We start from the raw sequence: 23,181 nt of genomic DNA on the forward strand, positions 1-23,181 counted from the left end.
TATAAACGGGGCTGTATTATTAACGCTTTGTCGACTTAATTCAAATTTAAAAGCGTAAGTTCCCGCAATGCAACGGAGAATTTAGCAAATTCGTGGGCAGAGCCGACTTTAAACTCGGCAACTATGCTTTCCCAACGACCTAAACTCACGGCATGCTCTACCATCCACGCTTCTAAACCAAGCTCTGCGCTCTCGCCTTTCTTCATTCCTTCCAGAATATGCGCAGTCAACATGCGTTGTTGCCAATCCAGATCTTCTCGGAATGATGCGCGAGCCAGTGCCTGCCAGTGGTTTTCCACTGGTTGGTTTGTGATCTGCTTCAGGAACCAGTGCAGCGACAGCGTGTCACCCAATACAAAGTAAAGACGGGCAACCACGTCGAATGGTTTCTTCATCTGGTCCGAAACCTGAGCCAAATCCAAACCTGCGTACAGACTGGTTAAGCGGGCAACTTTATTCGAGATGTCTTTTGGCACACCCTGAATAATGTATTCTTCCGCTTGTTCTTCATGCTCTTTGATTTCCGCAGGAACCAGGTATTTCTCAAGGTTATCCGCCAGATTCTTAACCGCCGGTTTGTAGAACGCAACTTGTTCTTCAAGCCCCTTACCTTTCATTGGATTGCGCAAAATCCAACGCGTGGTGCGGCGCATCATTCGTCTGCAGCGATACATAACGGCATACTGAACCTGAGCTGGAAGCTTGTTATCCAGCGCGCGAACTTCTTCAAACGTCTGGCCAAAATCGAACACTTCACGGGCTATAGCGTAAGCCGCGGCAATGTCTCCGACGCTAGCGCCGGTTTCATCCTGCATGCGGGTCACGAAGTTAAAGCCCATGTCGTTCGACATTTGGTTTGCCAGGCTGGTTGCAATGATTTCGCCACGTAGAGGGTGCGTTTCCATTGCATCACGATAGTTACGCTGTAACTCTTGTGGGAAATAGGCTGGCAGGAGTTTACCGAAGTGAGGGTCCGCAGTGATTTGCTCAATCACCAATTGTTCTTTCAGGACCATCTTGCCATACGCCACAAGCACCGCAATTTCTGGACGTGTAAGACCGACACCGCGCAGTTGACGCTCGGCCAGTGTTTCATCGTCCGGCAAGTATTCCAGCGCACGATCGAGTTTGCCATCTTTTTCCAGGTAATGGATAAAGCGAATCTGCTCTTTGAGCAAGGAAGCCTGCTGATCAGACGTTACAGAGATAGATTCACTCTGGCAATAAGCATCATCGAGCACGATGTCAGACACTTCATCTTCCATACGCTCAAGTAGCTCATTGCGTTGCTTGTACGTCAGATCCCCTGCTGCCACCAGACCATTTAGCAAGATCTTTATGTTAACTTCATTGTCCGAACAGTCTACGCCACCGACGTTATCAATAAAGTCGGTATTAACCCGGCCGCCATTCATCGCGTATTCGATACGACCAAGTTGCGTCATACCCAGATTACCGCCCTCGCCGACAATGCGGGCACCCAACTCATTACCGTTAACACGCAATGCGTCGTTCGCGCGGTCACCAACATCAGTGTGCGTTTCAGATTCTGCTTTGGTGTACGTACCGATACCGCCGTTCCAGAACAGATCCACTTTCGTTTTCAGGATCTGTTTGATCAACTCGTTAGGCGTCATGGTTTGCTTACGTACACCCAGCATTTTCTGGATTTCAGGGGTAAGCTCGATCGATTTCGCCTTACGCGAGAACACACCGCCACCCTTCGATATCAACTTGGGATTGTAATCTTCCCAGCTCGAGCGAGGCAGCTTGAACAAGCGATCACGCTCTACCCAAGATTTCGCAGAATCCGGGTTAGGATCGATGAAGATATGGAGGTGGTTGAATGCAGAAAGCAGTCTGATGTGTTTAGACAGCAACATACCATTGCCGAACACGTCACCCGCCATGTCGCCCACTGCCACACAAGTGAAGTCTGTTTCCTGACAATCGATACCTATTTCGCGGAAGTGGCGTTTCACAGATTCCCAACCACCTTTCGCCGTGATACCCATGGCTTTGTGGTCGTAACCGTTTGAACCACCAGATGCAAACGCATCACCTAACCAGAAGTTATATTCTTCTGATACAGAGTTCGCGAGATCTGAAAAAGTCGCTGTACCTTTGTCCGCTGCAACAACTAAATACGGGTCATCTTCATCATGACGAACAACGTTTACTGGTGGTGTCAGCTCTCCTTCAATGATGTTGTCAGTAATATCAAGCAGACCACGGATAAACATGCGGTAGCAACGCTGACCTTCAGCGAAAATCTCATCTCGACCACTCAATGAGTGCTGCTTCTTACAGACAAAACCACCTTTGGCACCAACTGGCACGATAACCGTGTTCTTAACCTGCTGTGCTTTCACAAGGCCAAGTACTTCTGTACGAAAATCTTCTTGACGGTCGGACCAACGCAGACCACCACGTGCGACTTTACCACCACGAAGGTGAACACCTTCGATGTCGGGCGAGTACACAAAGATCTCGAAGAAAGGTACTGGCTTAGGAATTTCAGGAATGTTAGAGGGCTGAAGTTTCAGAGACAGGTAATCTTTACACTCACCTGTTTCTTTATCTTTCTGATAGAAGTTTGTACGCAGCGTCGCTAAGATCATTTCCATGTAGCGACGAATAATACGATCGTCATCCAGACTCTCAACCTGCTCGAGCTCTTCTTCGATCTTGCCGATGATTTGCTTCTGTTCTTTTTCGCTATTCTTGTTCGGATTGAATCGTTTACTGAACAGCTGAACCAACAATTGCGCCAAATCCGCATGGGAAGCCAGCGTTTCTTCGATGTATGACTGACTGAATGGGAACGCGACCTGACGCATGTAACGCGCATAAGAACGTAGGATCGTCACTTCACGACCACTCAAACCCGCATTTAGAACCAGACGGTTGAAACCATCATTCTCCAGTTTTCCATGCCAGATACCCGCGAACGCATCTTGGAAACGATCACGTGCTTCTGAAAGCACAAAGCCTTTATCAGCACTATGCAACATTGAAAAGTCGAGGATCCAGTAGACATCACCAGATGTGGTTTCTACTTTGTATGGCGCTTCACCAATAACACGAAGACCGAGGTTTTCGAGCATTGGCATCACATCAGACAAGTGAATCGCTTCATCTTTTTGGAACAGCTTCAGGCGGACTGAAGGGGAATCCTGTGGTTCTTCTTGAGGACGATAGAAAAGCATGTCGAGCTTTTTCTCTTCACTCAAGCTTTCAAGACGTTCAATATCCGCTACTGCCGAGCCCGGCAACATTGCCTCTTTGTAAGAACGAGGGAAAGCGCCCAGGTAGCGTTTCGCAACGGGCGTGCCGAGGTTTTCACCAAAGGTCGTAATCACTGCTTCTTGCAGTCGATCATCCCAAGTTGATGCTGCTTCAGTCAGGTTCTGCTCCAATTTCTTCACGTCAATGTCAAAGTTGTTGTTTTCTACACGGGCAATGTAATGGGTTCTCGCCAGCGGACTTTCGGAGAAGAAAGTATTGAATTCAACCTCCTGGTCGGAACCGAAGTAATTGCCAAGAATACGCTGTGTTGCGCGACGCAGCTCAGTGTTATAGCGTTCACGTGAAACGTAGACCATACACGAGAAGAAACGACCAAATGGATCACGACGCACGAAGATCCTGAGCATGTCACGGTCTTGGACCTGCACGATACCCATACCGATATCGAGCATTTCAGACTCGCTCGCCTGGAACAGTTCATCACGAGGAAAGTTCTCGATGATGTTTGCCAATGCTTTCCACGAGTGTGATCCCTCGTAGTAACCACTGATCTCGAGGATCCTTCTCACTTTGTTCTTCAGAACAGGGATATTGGTGGTTGACTGGTTGTATGCAGAAGAAGCATAGAGTCCATGGAAGCGATGTTCACCGATAACATTGCCCTTCTTATCGAAGCACTTGATACCAATGTAATCCATGTAAGCAGGACGGTGTACGCGCGATTTGCTACTAGCTTTGTTAATGACTAACAGGTCTTTACGCAGTGCAGTCGCGCGGGCAGACTCCGGCATTTCCGACAACTTCAGCCCCGGTCGTTTAGGATCCAGCTTTTTCGCCAGACCAAGGCCTTCCAGAGACGAAGCTTTTAGCTCATGGTCACCTTCAATGGCATTGAGTTCGTAATATTTATAAGCCATAAAAGTGAAGTTGTGAGTAGCGATCCACTGCAAAAAGTCTACCGCTTCTTGCTGAAGATCTTTGCTGACTGGCGGTTTGTCTTTCTTAAGTGAAGCAATGACCGATTTGATTTTTTCCTGCATTGGTTGCCAGTCATTAACAATCAATGCAACGTCTGTGAGGGTTTCCGTCAGTTCTTTTTCTAGTGCTGACATCTCCTTCTTAGAACGCATTCGGTCGATTTCAAAATGGAAGACTGTCTGCCTTACACCTTTTTCATCGCCGATTGTTTTGACACTGCCCTTCGTATCTTTCTCTACCGACAAAGGTCCGTTAAGCATTAAGTGCGACGCAATATCCAAACGGTTGAGTGTCATTCGGACTGAATCGACTAGAAACGGGGCATCTGGAGTGAGAATCTCTACAATAGTATGTGTGGACTGCCATCCATCGCCACTCAGTGTAGGGTTAAAGACTTTAACGAAGATTTTGTCTTGTTCGAAAGCGTTCAGATGATGCCACAGGCTGATAACAGCGCCGTAGAGGTCGGATTCATTCCGTTCCTGCAAATCATCATCTGAGATGGGACCCAAAATCCTTTTTGCCAAAGTTTCTACAAGCGGTTGTTGTGTCTTGTCCAGTTTTTCGCCAATAAGATGATAAACCTTCTCAAGTAACACCGGCACAATAGGGTCACGCGCGGTCATGGTTTACTCCATATATTTTTTATGTAATCGCTATGAGTATAGAGGTTAATTAGTCTTTGCGACTCATGGAGTAGTTTAAGGCGTCATTTATAATTTCGTTACATCAATTTTCGTTAATTAGATTCGAGTTTTTAGTTATGTGATTGCCGTACGGTTTAACCAATTTGTTCAAGCGACTTAAACCGATTATGTTCATCAACTGTTAAGCGAAATCGCCCTTTTACACCCAGTTGACTCAAATATGGACGGAGGCGTGATGCAGGTAGTTGCAGTGTTAAACCATTGTCGGTTCTGACAACTACGGTTGACGCAGCGCCGCTATAATGCTGCTGAAAAATGTGGTATGCGATGTCCACAGAAAATAAATAGACATTTGAGTTCATAAAAAAGCCGTCTCCTCTTAGACGGCTTTTAAATTACCTAATCGATATTAATTAGCAAGCGTACGGTTTAAGCTTCCAGTGCTTTATTGATTTTCTCATAAAGATCTTTCGCGAGATTATCCAAAGCAGCCAAACGCTCCAGTTGAGCACGCATTAATTCCTGACGCTCTTTATCAAAGCGTTTAAATTTCAGCAATGGATCTATTAAACGAGATGCTACTTGCGGATTAGATTCGTTCAATTTAAGCAATATTTCCGTCAAATACGCATATCCAGATCCATCTTTCGCATGGAAATGCACTGGGTTCGCATTACAGAAAGAGCCAACCAGCGAGCGCGTACGGTTCGGGTTCTTCAAGCTAAATGCTGGGTGACTCATTTGTGCCTTAAGATTTTCGAGTGCGTTCGCCGCAGGATTACAACCTTGCAGTACAAACCACTTGTCCATAACCAGGCCATCATGTTGCCACTTATCACTGAAAGACTGCATCAGGCTATCGCGGTTTGACAGTTCAGCATGGTTTGCTGCCGCCAATGCTGCCGCTGTGTCGGTCATGTTGTTAGATTCTTCATAATGCGCTGTCACTAAAGCTTCGCCTTGCTCATTAGAAGCAAGGTAGCTTAAACAAACATTTCGCAATGAACGCTTTCCAATGGCTGCGTGGTCGATAGTGTATGTGTCTTGTTTTAACGTTTGGTAAATCGCACTGAACTCATCAGCAAGATCTGCAGCGAGACGATGTTTGATTTCGCCACGCACTTTATTGATAGCATCAACGTCGACCACATCGAACCAACCGCCTATTTCATTTTCACTCGGCAGTGTAAGCACTTCTGCAACGAGCGCTACATCCAAGTCTTTGTTGAGCAGTACGCCACGGAATGCATCAATAACTTCATTTGGCAGTTCCACGCCTTCGCCCTGTTGGACACGTGCGACGTTGGCTTTGATATGTTTCGCCAACAACATTTGACCAGCGTCCCAACGCGCAAACTCATTACGAGCATGAACCATCAAGAAAGTCAGCTCATCATCAGAGTAGTTATAGTTGAGCTTCACTGGTGCAGAGAATTCGCGCAGCATGGAAACCACAGGGTTCTCAATGACGTTGTCAAACACGAAGGTTTGTTCTGCTTCAGTAACGTGCAGGACATGATGCACACTTTCACCGTTACGTTGTAACTCAATCACACTACCTTTTGCGTCATAGAGCTCAACATCAAATGGAATCAGCAATGGCTGCTTCTCTTTTTGATCTGCTGTTGGCGCAGTATGTTGCTTCACTGTCAGTGCAAAAGTCTGGTTTGCTTCGTTGTATTCGCTAGTCACATCCAATACCGGCGTACCAGATTGGCTGTACCACAAACGGAATTGGCCGAGGTCAATGCCGGATGCATCCTCCATGGCTTTCACGAAGTCTTCGCAAGTCGCTGCTGTTCCATCATGGCGTTCGAAGTAAAGCTTGATGCCCTTTTGGAATTTCGCTTCACCAAGCAATGTATGCATCATACGAATCACTTCGCTTCCCTTTTCGTAAACGGTCAGGGTATAGAAGTTATTCATTTCGATCACTTTGTCAGGACGGATCGGATGCGCCATTGGGCTACAATCTTCTGCAAACTGAGGGCCACGCATCACACGAACATTGCTGATTCGGTTTACCGCTCGTGAACCCAAGTCAGATGAAAATTCCTGATCTCGGAAAACAGTCAAGCCTTCTTTCAAGCTCAGCTGGAACCAGTCACGGCAAGTGACACGGTTACCTGTCCAGTTGTGGAAATACTCGTGACCAATAACCGCTTCAATACCTAGGTAGTCGGAGTCAGTTGCGGTATCAGAATTTGCCAGCACGTATTTAGAGTTAAAGACGTTAAGACCTTTGTTTTCCATCGCGCCCATATTGAAGAAATCAACTGCGACGATCATGTAGATATCAAGGTCGTATTCAAGGTCGAAACGATCTTCATCCCACTTCATGGAGTTTTTCAAAGAAGTCATCGCGTGGGTAGCACGGTCCAGATTACCTTTGTCGACAAAAATTTCCAGTGCCACATTACGACCGCTACGAGTCGTAAAGGTATCTTCCAGCAAATCGAAATCACCGCCGACCAAAGCAAACAGGTAACTTGGTTTCGCATATGGGTCTTCCCATTGCACCCAGTGGCGACCACCTTCTGCTTCGCCTGAGCCGACTTTGTTACCGTTGCTCAATAGGAACGGGAATGCTGATTTATCCGCCGTAATTTTGGTGGTGAATTTCGCAAGAACATCCGGACGATCCAGATAATAAGTAATACGGCGGAAGCCTTCTGCTTCACACTGTGTGCAGTAAGCACCGTCAGAAAGGTAAAGCCCTTCCAGTGATGTGTTTGCGGCGGGATCAATTTCAGTTTCGATCAGCAAATCAAATTCTGCCGGTAGATTGGAAAGCAATAATCCTTCTTTGCTTTCTTGGTATTGGCTCCAGGCTTCTCCGTTCACTTCAACACGCTTCAGCGACAGTCCTTCACCATCCAACATCATAGAATCTGAGCCAGCAACCTGCTGCACCACTTTGCTCTTCGCAATCACACGGGTAGAAGATTCGTGTAAGTCAAAATCCAGATCGATATGAGTGATCGTATAGTCAGGAGCTTTATAGTCTTTGCGATATTTGGCCTGAGGTTGTTGCGTCATGTCAGATTCCTTTTATTGCATAACGTAGACAGACGAGCCGTGTCGCCTGTTATAGAAATGGGACAATCGTCTAAGATACTCGCTTCATAACCGCTTTACCACATACTCACCGGTTAAAAACGAATCAAACTCGCTCTCATTTACTCAATTTATAGAAGGAGATCCTACTCTAAACAGCGAAGATATTGTTAGCGTTCGCTTTTAGCGCGGTAAAGCCTCAATCACAGTAAGGGCTTCCCGTTTGAATATATATACCCAAACAAGCGACGATTTCATGCACAATAATGGTCGAAGTTTCCTATTCAGGTTGACTAAATAGCTGCATTTGACGTTAAATTTCTTCCTTTGGACTCGATTTCCATCGACGCAAAATCTGAGGCCAGTAAACGTTCAGACAAAACCCGACCTAGGGTCTGTTGACCTTTGGTGGTTTAGTTTTGTTCTAGCCCTAAGCGTTTTAGGCGCGGCGAGGTGTGTGCCGCCTAGTCATTCTAAGCAAATACACCTCAACAAAGCATAAAACGATTAGGGCAGAATCCTTCGGGCAGCGTTTGTGACAACTTTCTCCTGCGTTATCGGCTTCTCATGTAGGCTAGCTACACATCGAAGCCTCTGCCTTGCAGAAAGCTCCCACAAACTGCTGCAACAATCATCACCAAAGGGCAACAGACCCTTGAGGTTATTTATCAGGCATGCTTACGCCAATCATTTCGTCATTACTAGACACGGATGCCTACAAACTGAATATGCAGCAAGCGATTTTCCATCACTACCCGGAGGTGGATGTTTCTGCTGAGTTTCATTGCCGAAGCAATGAAAGTCTTGCTTCGCTTAAAGAACGTTTAGAGTTTGAAATCCACGCTTTGGCAGATTTAAAATTTACCGAAGATGAAATTACATATCTCGCCAGCCTTGGACATTACCAAGCTGACTATCTTGATTTCCTTAGCTCGTTTTCATTAAAAGCCAACCAAGTCACCGTTACTATTTTAGACGACCAACTTGCGATTCGTATTGATGGTTCCTGGCTGGATATTATCTTATGGGAAGTACCTTTACTTGCGATTATTTGCGAGTTACGGTGTCACTTAAGGTATCCGAATTCAATACCCATTGATGCCGTTGAACTACTGAAGGAAAAACTTGGTGTTTTAGAAAAGATCAGTGACGATTTCCATTTTGTCGATTTCGGCACCCGTCGCCGTTTTTCAAAGGAAGTCCATCACGCTATTGTTCATCATCTCACCCTCCACAGCCCGCACTTCTCAGGAACTTCAAATCTGTTTCTGGCGAAAAAGTACGGTATGCCAGCGGTCGGTACTCAGGCACATGAGTGGTTTCAAGCACACCAACAGCTGACGGGTGATCTTGCAGGTTCCCAACAACTGGCACTAAATCGCTGGTTACAAGAGTATCCAGACCGCTTAGGTATTGCCCTAACAGATTGCATCAACATGGATGCGTTTTTAAATGACTTCAACCTTCACCTCAGCCAAAGGTTCGCAGGTTTGCGCCATGATAGTGGCGATCCTATTGAGTGGGGTGAAAAAGCCATTCGTCACTACGAAAGTTTTGATATCAACCCGATGGAAAAGACTCTGATTTTCTCTGACGGACTCACGTTGGAGAAAGCCTTGGCGATTCACGCCCACTTTACGGGTCGTATTAATACTTCTTTCGGTATTGGTACCCAACTAACCTGCCACTTACCGAATGTGGAAACGCTTAACATCGTCATCAAGCTTGTGACTTGTAATGGAAAGCCAGTGGCGAAGATTTCTGATGAACCCGGAAAATCTATCTGCCGGGACGACTCTTACCTGGATGCACTCAGAAAAGCATTCAACATCTAAACCGAACAACGAAAAAACAAAAGGGCGCAAAAAGCGCCCTTTTGTTTTTTCGTTTCTATCAGTCAGGGAGTTTGTTGGCGCTTGAGTACCGCTTCCATACCAAACTGATTGTCAGTTAAAGTCAGCGTATCAGCATCAAGTTCAAACTGAGAATCTTGTTGCCCACCACGGTAAATCAGTACCAGATGGTCATCCTCCAGAAAATATACGCCACGGTGTGTCACAGTTTGCCCTTCCGTCCCGGAAATTCTGACTGAAAACAAAAAATCCGGGCGAAGCATCAGTGCAAGTTCAGCTACCTCGTCATCCACATCATGTCCTTGAATCACATCGCTATACCAGGCGCCAGAAAGATTGTTTGGTAAAATTTTGGTAAATCTTGCGCCACGCAACATCAGTTGATTGTGATTCAATTTGTATTCATGGTGTTGGGCTTCGCCCTGATCGTCATTCAAAACTAAGGTCGATTCGTCGAGATCATAAAAACCGTTCGCCTCTTCGACAGTGCCGTCACGCTTCAGCAGTTTTACGTTAAACCGATAGTCTGAGTTGAACGAGATATTGATTGCTTTGTATTGGTTGTCGACACCTTCCGCTTCTTGCTGATCCGGGCTAAACCAATACCAATCACCGAGAAGCAATGGGAAATCGAATTGGGTCAAATCTGATGCCTTTGCAGGCATAGACAAGCAGAAGAACACGCTAAACAGGCATAACCACTTCTTCATAAGATTCCCCTTATTAGGATGGCTGTCTTAATAACTTTAGACGCATATCACTTTTTGAGTGGGGAAAATTAACGCAATACAGAACATAACTTATTGATATTTTCCGTATATACCTAGGCCTGTTGGTCTACATAGTCATCGCTACCGCCTTCTCCTCTGCCTATCACGCATTCATATGAATTTGCAACCCAGAGGCAAAAAAAGCGGGCATTAAATGCCCGCTTTCGTTTTTTGCGTTTGGATTTTCTCTTGGTTAGCTATTCAGCTTCTTCGCGAGATCGACTGTGATAGCTGCTGCCTCGTCGAGGTAGGCATCAGGTTCTTCATAATCATTTGGCACATCATCCAGCGTCTTGAACGGTTTCTCACCAAGCATCTTTTGGCGATCGTTCAATCGAACAAGACGTTTTTTGTCAGCTTCTTCCTGCTCGGCAATACGCGCCTTTTCATTCAGAGAGATAACGTTATTGTCTTTGTCCGCCTTGTACTCAGCAATATCGCTCATGATAAAACCGAACTCAGCATCTTGCTTAATACGCTGTTGATGAGCGTTGTCCAAAGCACCCACCATTCGACTAATGGTGTCAGTCGATTGGTATGCCGCTGGATTGATGCTGTCCCAAGGCAGAGCATTATCTTCCACACTCTCACCAGTCTCTGACGGATCAATGGCTGTTGGGAATGGAATGTCAGGCACTACGCCCAAGTGCTGGGTACTACCGCCATCAATACGATAGAACTTCTGAATCGTGTACTGCACATGACCCAGTGGCTTATCGAACAGATCGTAGATGTGATTCAATGAGCGGTGCTGTTGCACCGTACCTTTACCGAAAGATTGTTCGCCAAGTATCACTGCACGGCCGTAGTCTTGAAGCGCTGCCGCGAAAATTTCTGACGCTGACGCTGAGTATCGGTTGATCAGCACCGTTAACGGGCCATCGTAGTAGATGGTGTTATCACTGTCACTGTTCACTTTTACGCGACCATAGCTGTCACGCACCTGAACTACAGGGCCGTTTTCAATGAATAACCCCGTCAGTGCAGATGCCTCGCTCAGTGCACCACCGCCATTGTTACGAAGATCGATAACAAGGCCAGTAACCTTGTCAGCTTTTAATTTGGCAATTTCTTTCTTGGTATCTTCGGCCAGTCCAACATAGAAGCTAGGCACTGAAATCACGCCCACTTTCTTGTTGTCTTGCTCGATAACTTCAGACTTCACTGCACGGTCTTCGAGGCGGATTTTATCTCTCACCAAAGTGACGGTGTAACTCTTTGCATTGGTACTATCAGGCAGAATTTCCAGCAGAACTTTACTGCCTTTTGGACCTTTAATAAGTTGAACAACATCATCTAAGCGCCAGCCGATGACATCGATAACTTTCTCTTTATCCTGCCCTACACCGATAATGCGATCCCCTGGGGAAAGTTTTTTCGATTTGGACGCAGGACCGCCGGCAACAAGCGAGCGAATAACGGTGAAATCATCTTCCACCTGAAGCACTGCTCCGATCCCTTCGAGAGAAAGATTCATCTCAGACTGGAATTGTTCAGCATTACGCGGTGAAAGATAACTGGTATGAGGATCAACCTCACGCGCAAATGCATTCAGGTAAATCTGGAATACATCTTCGCTCTTGGTTTGAGTCAGTCGCTTAAGCGCGTTGTTGTATCGTTTCGACAGCGTTTCCTGAATTTCCGGCCAGGTTTTACCTGCCAGCTTCAGATTTAGCGCGTCGTTTTTCACTCGCTGACGCCAAAGCTCATTGAGCTCCGCTTCGTTTTTCGCCCATGGCTGCTCGCTGCGATCAATCACCATGTCTTCATCTACTTCAAAGGTAATTTCCTTATCAAGCAGTTCAAGAGCATATTGGTAACGGTTGTAGCGGCTGCGTAGCGAGGTATTAAAGATGTCATAAGCTGCTGATGTATCACCGGAGCGAAGCTGCTCGTCTAGTGTCAGTCGCCATTTTGACAGCGCATCAACTTCCTGCTGGGTCAGGAAAAGTCGGTTAAAATCGAGGGTTTCCAGATAACGGTCAAAGACGTTAGCAGAGAATTCGTCATCAAGCTGAAATTGCTTGTAGTGAGACTTTTCAAAGCGGCGAGTGATGCGTTTGCTAGCAGTTTCATGCTGAGGTTCAGATACCAAAGTAGGAAGGTCAGCAGCATCGTAATTAGCCTCTAGGGCTTGGGCGGATGCCGCCAGCAAGAAGCTGGCAGCAATCGCGGAAAAGCGGAATCGACAGATCATGCGTCGAGGGATCTCCTTTACGAACTGAGGTGCTCCGCTTTTACCAGCATGGTCAGGCCATTACTTAAACGAACGCGAACCTCGTCCTTGTTGAGTTCTACGATGGTGGCAGGCATGTTGCCATTGCCCATATTAACGTTGACGTCTTTACCTACGACAATGTCTTCAGCCTTGAGTTCGCGACGCGGTTCAACAGGCTTCTTATCTAGCTTAGTATTTTTTGACTTAGCTGGTCGAGGTTTTGATGGGTTAGCTGTTGATTTATTTGATTTTGGCGCTCTTTTCGCTTTTGCGTCAGATTTTTTATCGCCATTTTTTGCAGCTTGCTCTTTACGACGCTCAGCAGCACGCGCTTTGCTCTCTGCAAGTGCGGTCTGTGCGTGGTCGATGTGCTCTTGCTCAAGCTCGCCACAATCGTTGCCATCCAAGTCAACGCGAATAGCACCAGCCTTCACGCCGTATAGGTAACGCCAGGAAGAGGTATATTGACGCAGTGCGGCACGGAGTTGAGTCTTACTTACTTTCGGGTCATCAGCAAGACGCTCTGCCAAGTCTTGGAAAATGCCGATTTTCAGAGGACGAGCTTCACCTTCAAGAGTAAAGCATTGCGGGAAACGTTCAGCGATATAGGCAATGACTTGTTTGCTGTTGGCCAGTTTTTCAGTGTTTTCCATTTTTCTTCCTGTCTCTTTGCTCAAACAAAGGCAATAGAGAGTGTGTACGAGTTAACAAATTAAGTGCTGCGTATTATAGAGACCTGTGATTGAAAAACCACAGAGAAGCTTAAATTTAGAGGTGTTTTTGCAATTCATTGACCAATAAAGTGAGTCCGGTTTCATCCTCTTGATCAAATCTTGCTTTTTTTGGTGAATCTATGTCCAACACACCTATCAATTTGCTGCCTTGATAAAGAGGCAAAACAATCTCAGAGTTACTTGCAGCATCACAGGCAATGTGCCCTTCGAATTGATGAACATCTTCTACACGTTCAACAGCATCTTTAGAAAAAGCGCTTCCGCAGACACCACGACCAAACGGAATTCTCACGCATGCTGGTTTTCCCTGAAAGGGACCCAAGACTAACTCTTTACCATCATCAAGATAGAAGCCTAACCAATTAATGCTGTCCAATTCCTGAAACAACAGTGCGCTGATATTTGACAAATTGGCGATAAGATTGGGCTCGTCTTCTATTAGAGCGACAGCTTGGCGAGTTAGAAGCGCGTAGAAATTCGCTTTGTTTTCCATATGTAGACTACTTCCTTAAAGTCGGATGGCCTACGATATGTTGAAACTGTTAGCGATTCAATCGTGGCATTGTCATATGACTGTTTTATCACCAATTACGGGCATTGATTCAGATAGACGGGAATACCGTTTCCAGTATGAGTGTAATGAATTCCGGTTGTTTGGGTATAACAGATTGATTAAGATGCACATTGTATTCGGGATTCACTCAATTGCACATTATGCAGATGAGTAAAGTGACGCTAACCTGCAATAGTCAGTCATCACAGTTAGCTCCCAGGGATTGGGTATATCTAAACCAGTAATTCTATTGAAGGGGAAAGATACGCTATGCATGTACTGAGATGTGCGTCATGCGATCTGTTACTACATGAAATACCCGTTGCTCGAGGCTTTAGCGCTCGCTGCCCGCATTGTGGCACCAGAGTGATTAAGAACTCTTCGATAAGTTTATCCGGTGAGTTAGCTATCGCACTCGCAGCGTTAGTTCTATTTGTCCCTGCCCAGCTTTACCCTTTAGTGACCATTAATCTGTTTGGAGTTCCTTTTTCTACCACAGTGACAAGCGGTAGCATCATCCTATTGGATACCTTCCCTTTTGTTGGCAGTCTGGTCATCTTCTGCGTCGCTATCGCTCCTCTTTCCTTTTTACTCACATTACTTAGCTCAAACCTTGCGCTTTATATCCGTAATGCCAAAGCGCTCAACTACAGCACCAGAGTGCTTAAATACATTCGGCACTGGGTCATGGTTGATGTATTTCTCGTCAGCTTGGCAGTGGGTTGCTTTAAAGTACGTGATTTTGCGGAAGTCAGTGTTGACGCTGGACTTTTAAGCTTCGTCCTACTCCAGATCTTAACCGCTGTTTTGCTATCTCGTGTTTCACCTAAGCGGTACTGGGACGCCTTTGGGGAAACAGACGAAGAGCGTAAAGAATCGATTGAAATTTGTGGACAAGAAAGAGAACTCGCGTCTTGCAAACTTTGTGGATTAACTCAGCCAAGAAACCATGAGCACTGCACCCGCTGTGGCAGCAAGATGGAACACCGCGTCTATCAGAGCATCCAGAAAACTTGGGCGTCACTGCTCGCCGCAGTTGTGTTTATCTTCCCAGCCAACTTCTATCCGATTTCGATTCTGCTGACGAATGGCAAAAGGCTTGAGGACACGATTTTTTCGGGTGTCGCTTCTCTCATTAAGCAGGGAATGTACGGCATCGCCATTATTATCTTCACGGCCAGTATTGTTGTGCCTGTGGCAAAAATCATTTGTCTGGCTTACATCCTGCTATGTATTCACTTCAAAGTGGAATCTGGCAGGAAGCTTAGGATGAAGTTATACCGGTTTGTTAAATGGATTGGTAAGTGGTCAATGATGGATCTTTGCGTCATTGCCATCATGGTTTCCCTTATAGACCGCGGAAACCTTCTTGATTTCACACCAGGACCTGGTGCCATCGCCTTTGGGCTGGTTGTGGTACTCACTATGATTGCCGCGGAAAGTCTGGATTCTCGACTTATTTGGGACAAGTATGAGCAACGTTGAAGACTCACAAGTCAAAGACCCTGTCATTAGAAAAGATAAAAGCATCTCGCCGCTATGGATTTTCACTCTTTTGGCCTTTGTTTTGGCTGGCTGGTTACTTTACAAATCGGTTAATGAAGCCGGGGAGCGCATCGAAATTTACTTCACCGATGCTCAAGGAATTGAAGCCGGAAGAACAACGATCCGCTATCAAGGACTTGAAGTCGGTATTATTCGTAAAGTCACCCTTTCCGATGATTTGAAAAGTATTTCGGCACAAGCAGAAATCTACCCTGAAGCAAAGAAAATTTTGCGTCAGAATACGGTTTTCTGGGTAGTAAGGCCACGTGCATCGATTACAGGCATAAGTGGTTTAGACGCCTTGGTAACGGGCAATTACATCGCGGTCCAGCCAGGCACAGGGGATGAAAGAGCAACGTTTGTCGCTGCTGATGAGCCGCCAGTAAATGCCTTTGGCGACGATGGTCTGCACATTCAGCTACAAGCGCCTGATTTGGGCTCACTGAGTGTAGGCTCTGGTGTTTACTATAAAAAAATCCGTGTTGGAGAGGTTATCGACTATCGCTTAACGACCGACAAACAAGGAGTGACACTGTCACTTAACATCAAAGATGAATATGCTAAGTTGGTGACCAAAAACACCAAATTTTGGAACGTAAGCGGCGTAGAAGCTGATATCGGCATCAGTGGTGTTGAGGTGAGCATTGAGAATCTAGCTTCTGTCATTGCTGGCGGGATCGCTTTCGACTCCCCACAAGACAGCACGCCAGCAGACCCGCTGGAAATATTCAATCTATACAGCTCAATCAATGACACGGATCGTGGCATAGCGATTACGGTAGCTCTCCCTGATAACCATGGCATCACCAATCCAGAAGCCCCTATTCTTTTCCAAGGATTGGAAGTTGGTCGCCTGAGCGGTATTCAATTCAACAAAGACTTCAGTGGCACAGAAGCATCTGCCAATATCAATCCGTCAATGGCTTGGCTGTTAAAATCTGATAGCGAATTTATTGTCGAGAAACCGGAAATCAGCCTCGCTGGAGTTAAGCGACTTTCCAACCTTATAACAGGTAACACCCTCACTATTAAGCCAGGGCAAGGCAAAGATTCAGATGTATTTTCAGCCAAAACAGAAAGCGACTTGGTGGTTGAAGATCCACGCTCATTGATTGTAACCGTCAAATCTGAAACCAGTTGGGGCTTAAAAGAAGGCACCAAAGTTCTTTACCGTGGCGTTCAAGTGGGTTTTGTGAAAGGCACAGTGCTAAGTGATCGGGAGGTGAAGCTAGAGTTGGTGGTTTACCCGGATTACAAGCATCTGGTCAAGAGCGGCTCTAAATTCTTTATCCTTGGCGGTGCAACTGGGCAAATCAACTCTGAAGGCATTGAGTTCAGCGTCCCTACTGTTGCACAAATGGTGGAACCCGCCATTAGCTTCACAAGCGCTGGCGAAGCCAAGCCACGCGACGAATACACCTTGTTCAAGTCTGACATTCAAGCCCGCAATGCGCTGAATGCGAAAAAAGGCTTCCAAAGCTTCACACTGATCGCCTACAAACTGCCTTCTGTTTCCGAAGGCAGCCCGGTCATGTACAAAAACTTCACAGTGGGTAAGGTAAAAAGCTTTGAGCTCACCAAATCGCGTATTGAAGTTACTGTTCAGGTTGAAAACCGCTATCGCCACTTAGTGACAAACAACACTGTCTTCTGGAATCACTCTGGTGTTGATATTGAAGCTGGCTTGAGTGGCGTAAAAATTGATACAGGATCACTCAAATCAATTGTCTCTGGCGGCATCTCTTTTGGTGATATAACCGGTATCGAAAACCGCAGTGGCAACGACTGGAAGCTCTATGACAGCCTGACCGACGCTCAAAGCTATGGCTTGAAACTCACCTTCTCCGCTGATGATGCCAGTGGCCTGTCTAAGGGCAGTAAGATTAAGTTCCAAGGCGTTGATGTAGGTGAGGTAACCACACTTTCACCAGCTTTCCAAACTGAAGGGGTAACCATTAAAGCAATGGTATACCCAGAGTTTGCAGGACAGCTTGCACGCGCGACCAGCTACTTTTGGGTTGCTCAGCCATCATTGAGTCTCACGAAAACAGAGAACCTGGATTCCCTGTTCGGCTCCTACATTTCAGTGGTTCCAGGCAAAGGTGAAAAACGCGATAACTTCCAACTGCACAAATCTGCGGAATACTCAGGCGGCTTGTCTTTGATTCTGGAAAGCGAAAACCGCGGTTCCGTGGCCGTCGGCACCCCAATTCTTTTCCGTGACTTCGAAGTTGGGGCCGTGACCAACGTGCGTCTGGGCCGATTTGCAGATCGTGTTCTGATTGAAGTGAAAATCAGTGATGATTACAAACATCTGGTGCGCAACAATACCGTCTTCTGGAATCAATCAGGCGTCGATGTTTCAATCGGCATTACGGGTGCCAATATCCGCAGCGGTACGCTGGAAAGCATTCTCAAAGGAGGAATTGCTTTTGCGACGCCTCCTGGAGACAAACTGGCTAAGCCGGCGCGCTCTGACCAACACTACCTGTTGCACAAGACGCCAGAAGAAGAATGGACGTCATGGCGCACAGCAATTCCATACTTCTAATTACGGTCGGATAAAAGCAGGCGCGGGTATTAACCCGCGCTTTTTTATTTAACCAACCTCTGTTCTTACTGGTTTCTGGACTCTATTCCTTTTACACTTCGCAATTCAGTAAACGCCAGCAAGAGACCTTTCAGGTGCATCCAAACATCAAGATCCCAGAACCGTTCCTAAACCAGATTGAACAGATTCTGCCTTCCCACCTTTCAATGACCGATTTTGTTGAGGCGTGTAAACGCCCTCTTCGTAGAAGCCTTCGCGTGAATACGCTAAAAATCTCGGTGGAAGATTTTCTTGAACGTGCCAACGAAAAAGGCTGGAAGCTTTCTCCCGTACCTTGGTGCGATAACGGTTTTTGGCTGGATGACTACGACGAGGATACGGTTCCTCTAGGCAACACTGCTGAGCATATGGCTGGTTTGTTTTACATTCAGGAAGCCAGCTCAATGTTGCCCGTCACAGCGCTGCTAGAAAACGACATCGAGCTAAACCGAGTTTTGGATATGGCCGCAGCGCCGGGTTCCAAAACCACCCAAATTGCCGCCGTGCTCAACAACGAAGGCCTTTTGGTTGCCAACGAATACTCAGCAAGCCGAGTTAAGGTATTGCACGCTAACCTACTTCGTTGTGGCGTCGTAAATTCCGCCCTGACAAACTACGATGGCCGCGTATTTGGGGATTGGTTGCCAGAGACCTTTGATGCTATTTTGCTGGACGCTCCATGCTCCGGCGAAGGCACAATTCGCAAAGATGCAGACGCATTCAGTAACTGGAGTCTTGAATCTGTTCAGGACATATCGAATACACAGCGCGATTTAATTGTTAGTGCCTTCCATGCTTTGAAACCGGGTGGCACCATGGTTTATTCGACATGCACACTAAACCATGATGAAAACCAGCACATCTGCCATTTTATTAAAGACACCTTTGGTGAAGCTGTTGAATTCCAACCGCTCAATGAGCTTTTTGAAGGTGCCGATGCGGCTTGTACAGAGGAAGGCTTCCTGCATGTATTCCCGCAGATTTTTGACAGTGAAGGCTTCTTTGTCGCTCGACTGAAAAAAACAGAAAGCGTCGGATCTGAAATGGTGAAAAAACGCCCTCGTAAGTTCCCGTTCCAAAAAGCCAAACCCAAAGAGGCCGACGACGTCTTAAAATCACTGGATGAAACGCTGGGGCTTTCTATTCCTCATTCTTCCAATGTTTGGATACGTGATAAAGAAGTGTGGATTTTCCCAGAGCAGGTGGAAGGCATTCTTCCAGAAATCAAATTTGACCGCATTGGTTTAAAGCTCGCTGAATCGCACAAAAAGGGTTATCGCTGGCAACACGAAACCATCATGGCATTAGCGAAAGGCAATGAGCCGAAGTGTATTGAGCTTTCAGTAGAAGACGCTAAAGAATGGTATATGGGCCGGGATATTCGACCAGAAGGCCTTATCGGTTCAGGTGAAGTCATTGTCTGTTATCGCCGTCAACCCATTGGCATTGGTAAATGGGTTAGCAATCGAATCAAAAATGGCCTTCCAAGAGAGTTAGTTAGAGACGTCAATTTATTTATCCAGTAGACGATCCTTAAATTCTCAACCATGAAACGCCGAAAGAGCCTAGCGCCAACTAAATTTTGAAGTGTTACAAATCTCCATTTAAACCAGTTAGCGCAAGGCTCTTACGAGCCATTCCCCTAAGCCCGGAACAGGAATCGTTCCGGGCTCTTTTTTTCTGACACTCTTCACATAAGATCAGTCACAAAAAAGGCCGCTTACGCGACCTTTGTTTAAATGCTCTCGACCTATATTACTTGATCAGGTAGATACCATCTTTCTCGATGCGTATTCTGCGCTCTTTGTACAGCCCACCGATAGTTTTCTTGAAGGTAGCCTTACTGGTGCGGAATAGCTCAAAAATCTGATCCGGGCTGCTCTTGTCATTCACTGGCAGAAACCCACCTTTGCGGTCCAGCGTGCGAACAATCTTCTCTGAAAGATCATCCACTTTGCCTTTGCCCAGTTTTTGCAGTGACAAGTCAATCTTACCGTCTTCTCGAATCTGCTTGATATATGCCTTCAGATTTTTACCGATAAATAGCTTGCCAAATACTTCTGATTTAAACAGCAGACCCCAGTGAGCATCATTAACGGCGCACTTGTATCCCAGCTCAGTCTCTTCTGCCACGGTTACGTGTACCTGATCGCCCTTCTTGTAGCGTGCAGGGGTTTTGTCGAGAAACTTATTAAACTTAGTCGAACCAACGATACGCCCTGATGCGTTATCAACGTACAGGAAAACCAGGTAGTCTCTTCCTTCCTGCATTTTAATACGCTGCTCACTGAACGGAACCAAAAGGTCTTTGGGCAGACCCCAATTCAAAAATGCGCCAACACGTGTGGTGCTTACACATTGCAGCTTTGCAAATTGTCCAACCTGCGCCAATGGCTTCTCAGTTGTCGCAATCACATCGTCTTCAGAGTCAAAGTAGATGAACACTTCAATTTCATCGCCAATTTTAGTGCCTTTTGGCACATAGCGTTTTGGCAGGAGGATATTGCCGTACTCATGCCCACCGTCGACAAATACGCCGAACTCAACTTCTTTCACCACGGTAAGATGGTTCAACTGACCGATTTTAATCATTGATGCGTTGCTCATTGGTTTTCTAACTGATGCGCAGTATACGAGATTTACACCGTGATGGTTGAAGTAATTTGAGGACAAAAGCTTGATTGGTTCTTTATTGGGCGAGAACTACATCCAGTGGCAAAACGAAAAACGCCACGACAATGTGTGGCGTTCAAATTCATTAAGCGGAAGCTATCAAATTATTGATAAACCAGCTCTACGTTCGCACCTTCTGCCAGCTCGATGATCGCTTTATCTGATTCTTGAGCTAACACCTGCACAGGCTTATCGGCCAGTTGTGTTTTACGAATAGTGTCGCGAATCAAGCTCTTCACCGCTTCATTGTGCTTGTTGAAGGTGTAAGGCAAAGCCTCATCACCAAAGTCCACTGCCAAGGTAAATGCGGCGAGGTTATCAACATCAATAATGATACCGTCGAAATACGCCAACAAAGCTTCCGCGAGCACTGCATTCGCGGGTAATTGGCACGCCAGCATTACTTTCAGACCATTTGCTCCGCGACAAAGCCCCTGCTCTGCCAACAAATCAATCATGGTTGCAGCTTCGCTCGAAGTGCGTACAAACGGTACCACAATCTCAACGGGAAGCTGCTTTTCCTCAATTGCCTTTTTCAGCACTTCGCACTCAAACACGAAACCAGGTTTGCCTGCTTCACTTGCATAGCGCGAAACTCCACGCAAGCCCATGGCCGGATTTGCTTCTTCTGGCTCTGAATCAGCCCCTTTCATTTGTTTCAATGCGAGCGCACTTTGGTCATTTAACATCACACGAAACGGTCTTTCACTGTTCGACTTGTGTGCACCTTCCAATAACGACACCAATTTGTCCTTGATCGCATTACTGTCATCTAGTGCTGACGGGTGAGTTCCGATCGCGTTGATATACAATTCACCCAAAGAGACCAGTCCAAATGACGTGTCATTATCTTCCAATTGAGCGGGATTTTTTAAAACGTGAGAGTAGGTCAAATCCATTTGAGACATAGCGCACCAATACTGCCTTGTGAAACTTAAGTGCCTGTTGCGGCGAGAAAATGATGGCTAATCGACGCAGATTCTTTGCAAACGCCTGATTTTCATCCATCAGTGAGAAAACATACCACAGAGCCTTTTTGTTACAAGAGAAATCCGAAAGGAAATGTCGATTTTCACCTTCAGAATAAAACTTGGCTGTTTAAGAATCTTTCCGGTTAAAACAAAGGCGATGGAGAGAATAAATCGCTGAAAGATCACATCATGGCTTTTCTGACACCGATTTTTTGCTATCTTACAGCCTTCGCAACAACACCGACGTAAGGAAGGCAGAGTCCATGCCGATTAAAACTGACGAACTAAGAACGCAACCTGTTGACACTCTGCCAACCCCTGCAGAACTGGAAGCAGAATCTCCACTTACAGACAGTGTTGCCCAAGACATCGCAGATGCCCGCAAACAAACGGAAGATGTTCTCACTGGCCGCGACAACCGCTTACTTGTTGTAGTCGGCCCTTGCTCTATCCACGATCCGGAAGCTGGTCTCGAATACGCAAAGCGCCTGAAGGTACTTGCTGAGCAACACAAAGATACTTTGCATATTGTCATGCGCACTTACTTTGAAAAGCCACGTACTGTTGTGGGCTGGAAAGGTATGATCAATGATCCTGACCTCGATGGTAGCTGCAACCTGAGAAAAGGCCTATTCAAAGCCCGTAAATTCCTGCTGGATGTGAACAAGCTGGGTCTGCCTACTGCGACCGAGTTTCTCGACATGATCACCGGTCAATACATTGCAGATTTGGTCACCTGGGGGGCCATCGGCGCGCGCACAACCGAATCGCAAATTCACCGTGAAATGGCGTCTGCACTTTCGTGCCCTGTCGGCTTTAAAAATGGCACTGACGGCAACATCAAGATCGCCATTGATGCAATTCGATCCAGCCAGACTTCTCACCTGTTCTGTTCTCCTGACAAGAATGGTGTAATGACTATTTACCGCACTAGTGGTAACCCTTATGGTCACGTCATTTTGCGCGGCGGACACCAGCCAAACTACTACAAAGCTGATGTTGAAAGCGCAGCTGAAGATCTCTTAGCATTTAATCTGACACCTCGCTTGGTGGTTGATTTCAGTCACGCAAACTGTGAGAAACAACACCGTCGCCAATTGGACGTTGCCACAGATATTTGCAATCAATTGGTCGAAGGCGATACTTTCATCGCTGGCATCATGGCCGAGAGCTTCATTGAAGAAGGCAATCAGGCCGTAGATAAAGACAACATTTTTGGCCTCACTTATGGCCAATCTATCACTGACCCATGTTTGGGCTGGGACGACACCGCTAAGATGCTTCAGATGCTTTCTGATGCTGTTGCGAAACGTAACTCACGCTAAACAAGTCTCTGTGATAAG

14 protein-coding genes are annotated in these 23,181 nt (G+C 46.3%); 5 read left to right on the top strand and 9 right to left on the bottom strand.

The window, feature by feature from the left end:
* Nucleotides 1-35 precede the first annotated feature (35 nt).
* The 3 genes from K6Q96_RS08725 to pepN all read right to left on the bottom strand — a co-directional run bounded on the left by K6Q96_RS08725 (nt 36) and on the right by pepN (nt 7,913).
* Nucleotides 36-4,853: an NAD-glutamate dehydrogenase gene (locus tag K6Q96_RS08725; RefSeq protein ID WP_251875038.1), complete on the bottom strand. Its 4,818-nt coding sequence runs from the start codon at nt 4,851-4,853 to the stop codon at nt 36-38.
* A gap of 155 nt (nt 4,854-5,008) precedes the next feature.
* Nucleotides 5,009-5,236 carry a DUF2835 domain-containing protein gene (locus K6Q96_RS08730; RefSeq protein WP_251875040.1) on the bottom strand — a complete coding sequence of 76 codons (228 nt, stop codon included), beginning with the start codon at nt 5,234-5,236 and terminating at the stop codon, nt 5,009-5,011.
* Nucleotides 5,237-5,303: 67 nt separating this feature from the next.
* Nucleotides 5,304-7,913, bottom strand: coding sequence for an aminopeptidase N (gene pepN / locus K6Q96_RS08735; RefSeq protein ID WP_251875042.1), 2,610 nt, complete (start codon nt 7,911-7,913; stop codon nt 5,304-5,306).
* Between the two features lie 692 nt (nt 7,914-8,605).
* Here pepN and pncB point away from each other — a divergent pair.
* Nucleotides 8,606-9,766 carry a nicotinate phosphoribosyltransferase gene (gene pncB, locus K6Q96_RS08740; RefSeq protein ID WP_251875044.1) on the top strand — a complete coding sequence of 387 codons (1,161 nt, stop codon included), beginning with the start codon at nt 8,606-8,608 and terminating at the stop codon, nt 9,764-9,766.
* Nucleotides 9,767-9,828: 62 nt separating this feature from the next.
* On the opposite strand, the gene K6Q96_RS08745 is transcribed toward pncB, so the two are convergent.
* The 4 genes from K6Q96_RS08745 to K6Q96_RS08760 all read right to left on the bottom strand — a co-directional run bounded on the left by K6Q96_RS08745 (nt 9,829) and on the right by K6Q96_RS08760 (nt 13,999).
* Complete coding sequence (locus K6Q96_RS08745; RefSeq protein WP_251875046.1) at nt 9,829-10,494, bottom strand: lipocalin family protein; 666 nt, start codon at nt 10,492-10,494, stop codon at nt 9,829-9,831.
* Nucleotides 10,495-10,747: 253 nt separating this feature from the next.
* Nucleotides 10,748-12,751, bottom strand: a complete 2,004-nt coding sequence (gene prc, locus K6Q96_RS08750; RefSeq protein ID WP_251875048.1) for a carboxy terminal-processing peptidase — start codon at nt 12,749-12,751, stop codon at nt 10,748-10,750.
* Between the two features lie 17 nt (nt 12,752-12,768).
* On the bottom strand, nt 12,769-13,425 hold the full coding sequence (proQ, locus tag K6Q96_RS08755) for an RNA chaperone ProQ (RefSeq protein WP_002539359.1): 657 nt from the start codon (nt 13,423-13,425) through the stop codon (nt 12,769-12,771).
* 115 nt (nt 13,426-13,540) lie between these two features.
* Nucleotides 13,541-13,999 (bottom strand): GAF domain-containing protein, encoded by a 459-nt coding sequence (locus K6Q96_RS08760; RefSeq protein ID WP_251875050.1) that lies wholly within the window; start codon nt 13,997-13,999, stop codon nt 13,541-13,543.
* Between the two features lie 330 nt (nt 14,000-14,329).
* Here K6Q96_RS08760 and K6Q96_RS08765 point away from each other — a divergent pair, with 330 nt between their 5' ends.
* From K6Q96_RS08765 to rsmF, 3 genes are all read left to right on the top strand, one after another.
* Nucleotides 14,330-15,544 (top strand): paraquat-inducible protein A, encoded by a 1,215-nt coding sequence (locus tag K6Q96_RS08765; RefSeq protein WP_251875051.1) that lies wholly within the window; start codon nt 14,330-14,332, stop codon nt 15,542-15,544.
* Nucleotides 15,531-18,155 (top strand): PqiB family protein, encoded by a 2,625-nt coding sequence (locus tag K6Q96_RS08770; protein WP_251875052.1) that lies wholly within the window; start codon nt 15,531-15,533, stop codon nt 18,153-18,155. Before K6Q96_RS08765 ends, K6Q96_RS08770 begins: the two co-directional genes overlap by 14 nt.
* A gap of 134 nt (nt 18,156-18,289) precedes the next feature.
* Nucleotides 18,290-19,720, top strand: coding sequence for a 16S rRNA (cytosine(1407)-C(5))-methyltransferase RsmF (gene rsmF / locus K6Q96_RS08775; protein WP_251875053.1), 1,431 nt, complete (start codon nt 18,290-18,292; stop codon nt 19,718-19,720).
* A 229-nt stretch (nt 19,721-19,949) separates the two neighbouring features.
* Here rsmF and K6Q96_RS08780 read toward each other — a convergent pair whose 3' ends face one another.
* A complete protein-coding gene (locus tag K6Q96_RS08780) occupies nt 19,950-20,786 on the bottom strand; it encodes a CvfB family protein (RefSeq protein WP_251879620.1) in 837 nt (278 codons plus the stop codon).
* 185 nt (nt 20,787-20,971) lie between these two features.
* On the bottom strand, nt 20,972-21,775 hold the full coding sequence (locus K6Q96_RS08785; protein ID WP_251875054.1) for a putative PEP-binding protein: 804 nt from the start codon (nt 21,773-21,775) through the stop codon (nt 20,972-20,974).
* 326 nt (nt 21,776-22,101) lie between these two features.
* Between K6Q96_RS08785 and K6Q96_RS08790 the strand changes: the two genes are divergently transcribed.
* Complete coding sequence (locus K6Q96_RS08790) at nt 22,102-23,163, top strand: 3-deoxy-7-phosphoheptulonate synthase (protein ID WP_251875055.1); 1,062 nt, start codon at nt 22,102-22,104, stop codon at nt 23,161-23,163.
* Nucleotides 23,164-23,181: the final 18 nt, after the last annotated feature.

It is taken from the genome of Grimontia kaedaensis (assembly GCF_023746615.1).
GTDB classification, from domain to species: Bacteria; Pseudomonadota; Gammaproteobacteria; order Enterobacterales; family Vibrionaceae; genus Enterovibrio; species Enterovibrio kaedaensis.

Coding starts and splice junctions, on each gene's coding strand:
- proQ (WP_002539359.1), bottom strand. CDS start 13,425: ATGGAAAACACTGAAAAACTGGCCAACAGCAAACAAGTCATTGCCTAT.
- K6Q96_RS08780 (WP_251879620.1), bottom strand. CDS start 20,786: ATGATTAAAATCGGTCAGTTGAACCATCTTACCGTGGTGAAAGAAGTT.
- K6Q96_RS08760 (WP_251875050.1), bottom strand. CDS start 13,999: ATGGAAAACAAAGCGAATTTCTACGCGCTTCTAACTCGCCAAGCTGTC.
- K6Q96_RS08765 (WP_251875051.1), top strand. CDS start 14,330: ATGCATGTACTGAGATGTGCGTCATGCGATCTGTTACTACATGAAATA.
- K6Q96_RS08770 (WP_251875052.1), top strand. CDS start 15,531: ATGAGCAACGTTGAAGACTCACAAGTCAAAGACCCTGTCATTAGAAAA.
- K6Q96_RS08725 (WP_251875038.1), bottom strand. CDS start 4,853: ATGACCGCGCGTGACCCTATTGTGCCGGTGTTACTTGAGAAGGTTTAT.
- K6Q96_RS08790 (WP_251875055.1), top strand. CDS start 22,102: ATGCCGATTAAAACTGACGAACTAAGAACGCAACCTGTTGACACTCTG.
- K6Q96_RS08730 (WP_251875040.1), bottom strand. CDS start 5,236: ATGAACTCAAATGTCTATTTATTTTCTGTGGACATCGCATACCACATT.
- K6Q96_RS08785 (WP_251875054.1), bottom strand. CDS start 21,775: ATGTCTCAAATGGATTTGACCTACTCTCACGTTTTAAAAAATCCCGCT.
- prc (WP_251875048.1), bottom strand. CDS start 12,751: ATGATCTGTCGATTCCGCTTTTCCGCGATTGCTGCCAGCTTCTTGCTG.
- pncB (WP_251875044.1), top strand. CDS start 8,606: ATGCTTACGCCAATCATTTCGTCATTACTAGACACGGATGCCTACAAA.
- K6Q96_RS08745 (WP_251875046.1), bottom strand. CDS start 10,494: ATGAAGAAGTGGTTATGCCTGTTTAGCGTGTTCTTCTGCTTGTCTATG.
- pepN (WP_251875042.1), bottom strand. CDS start 7,913: ATGACGCAACAACCTCAGGCCAAATATCGCAAAGACTATAAAGCTCCT.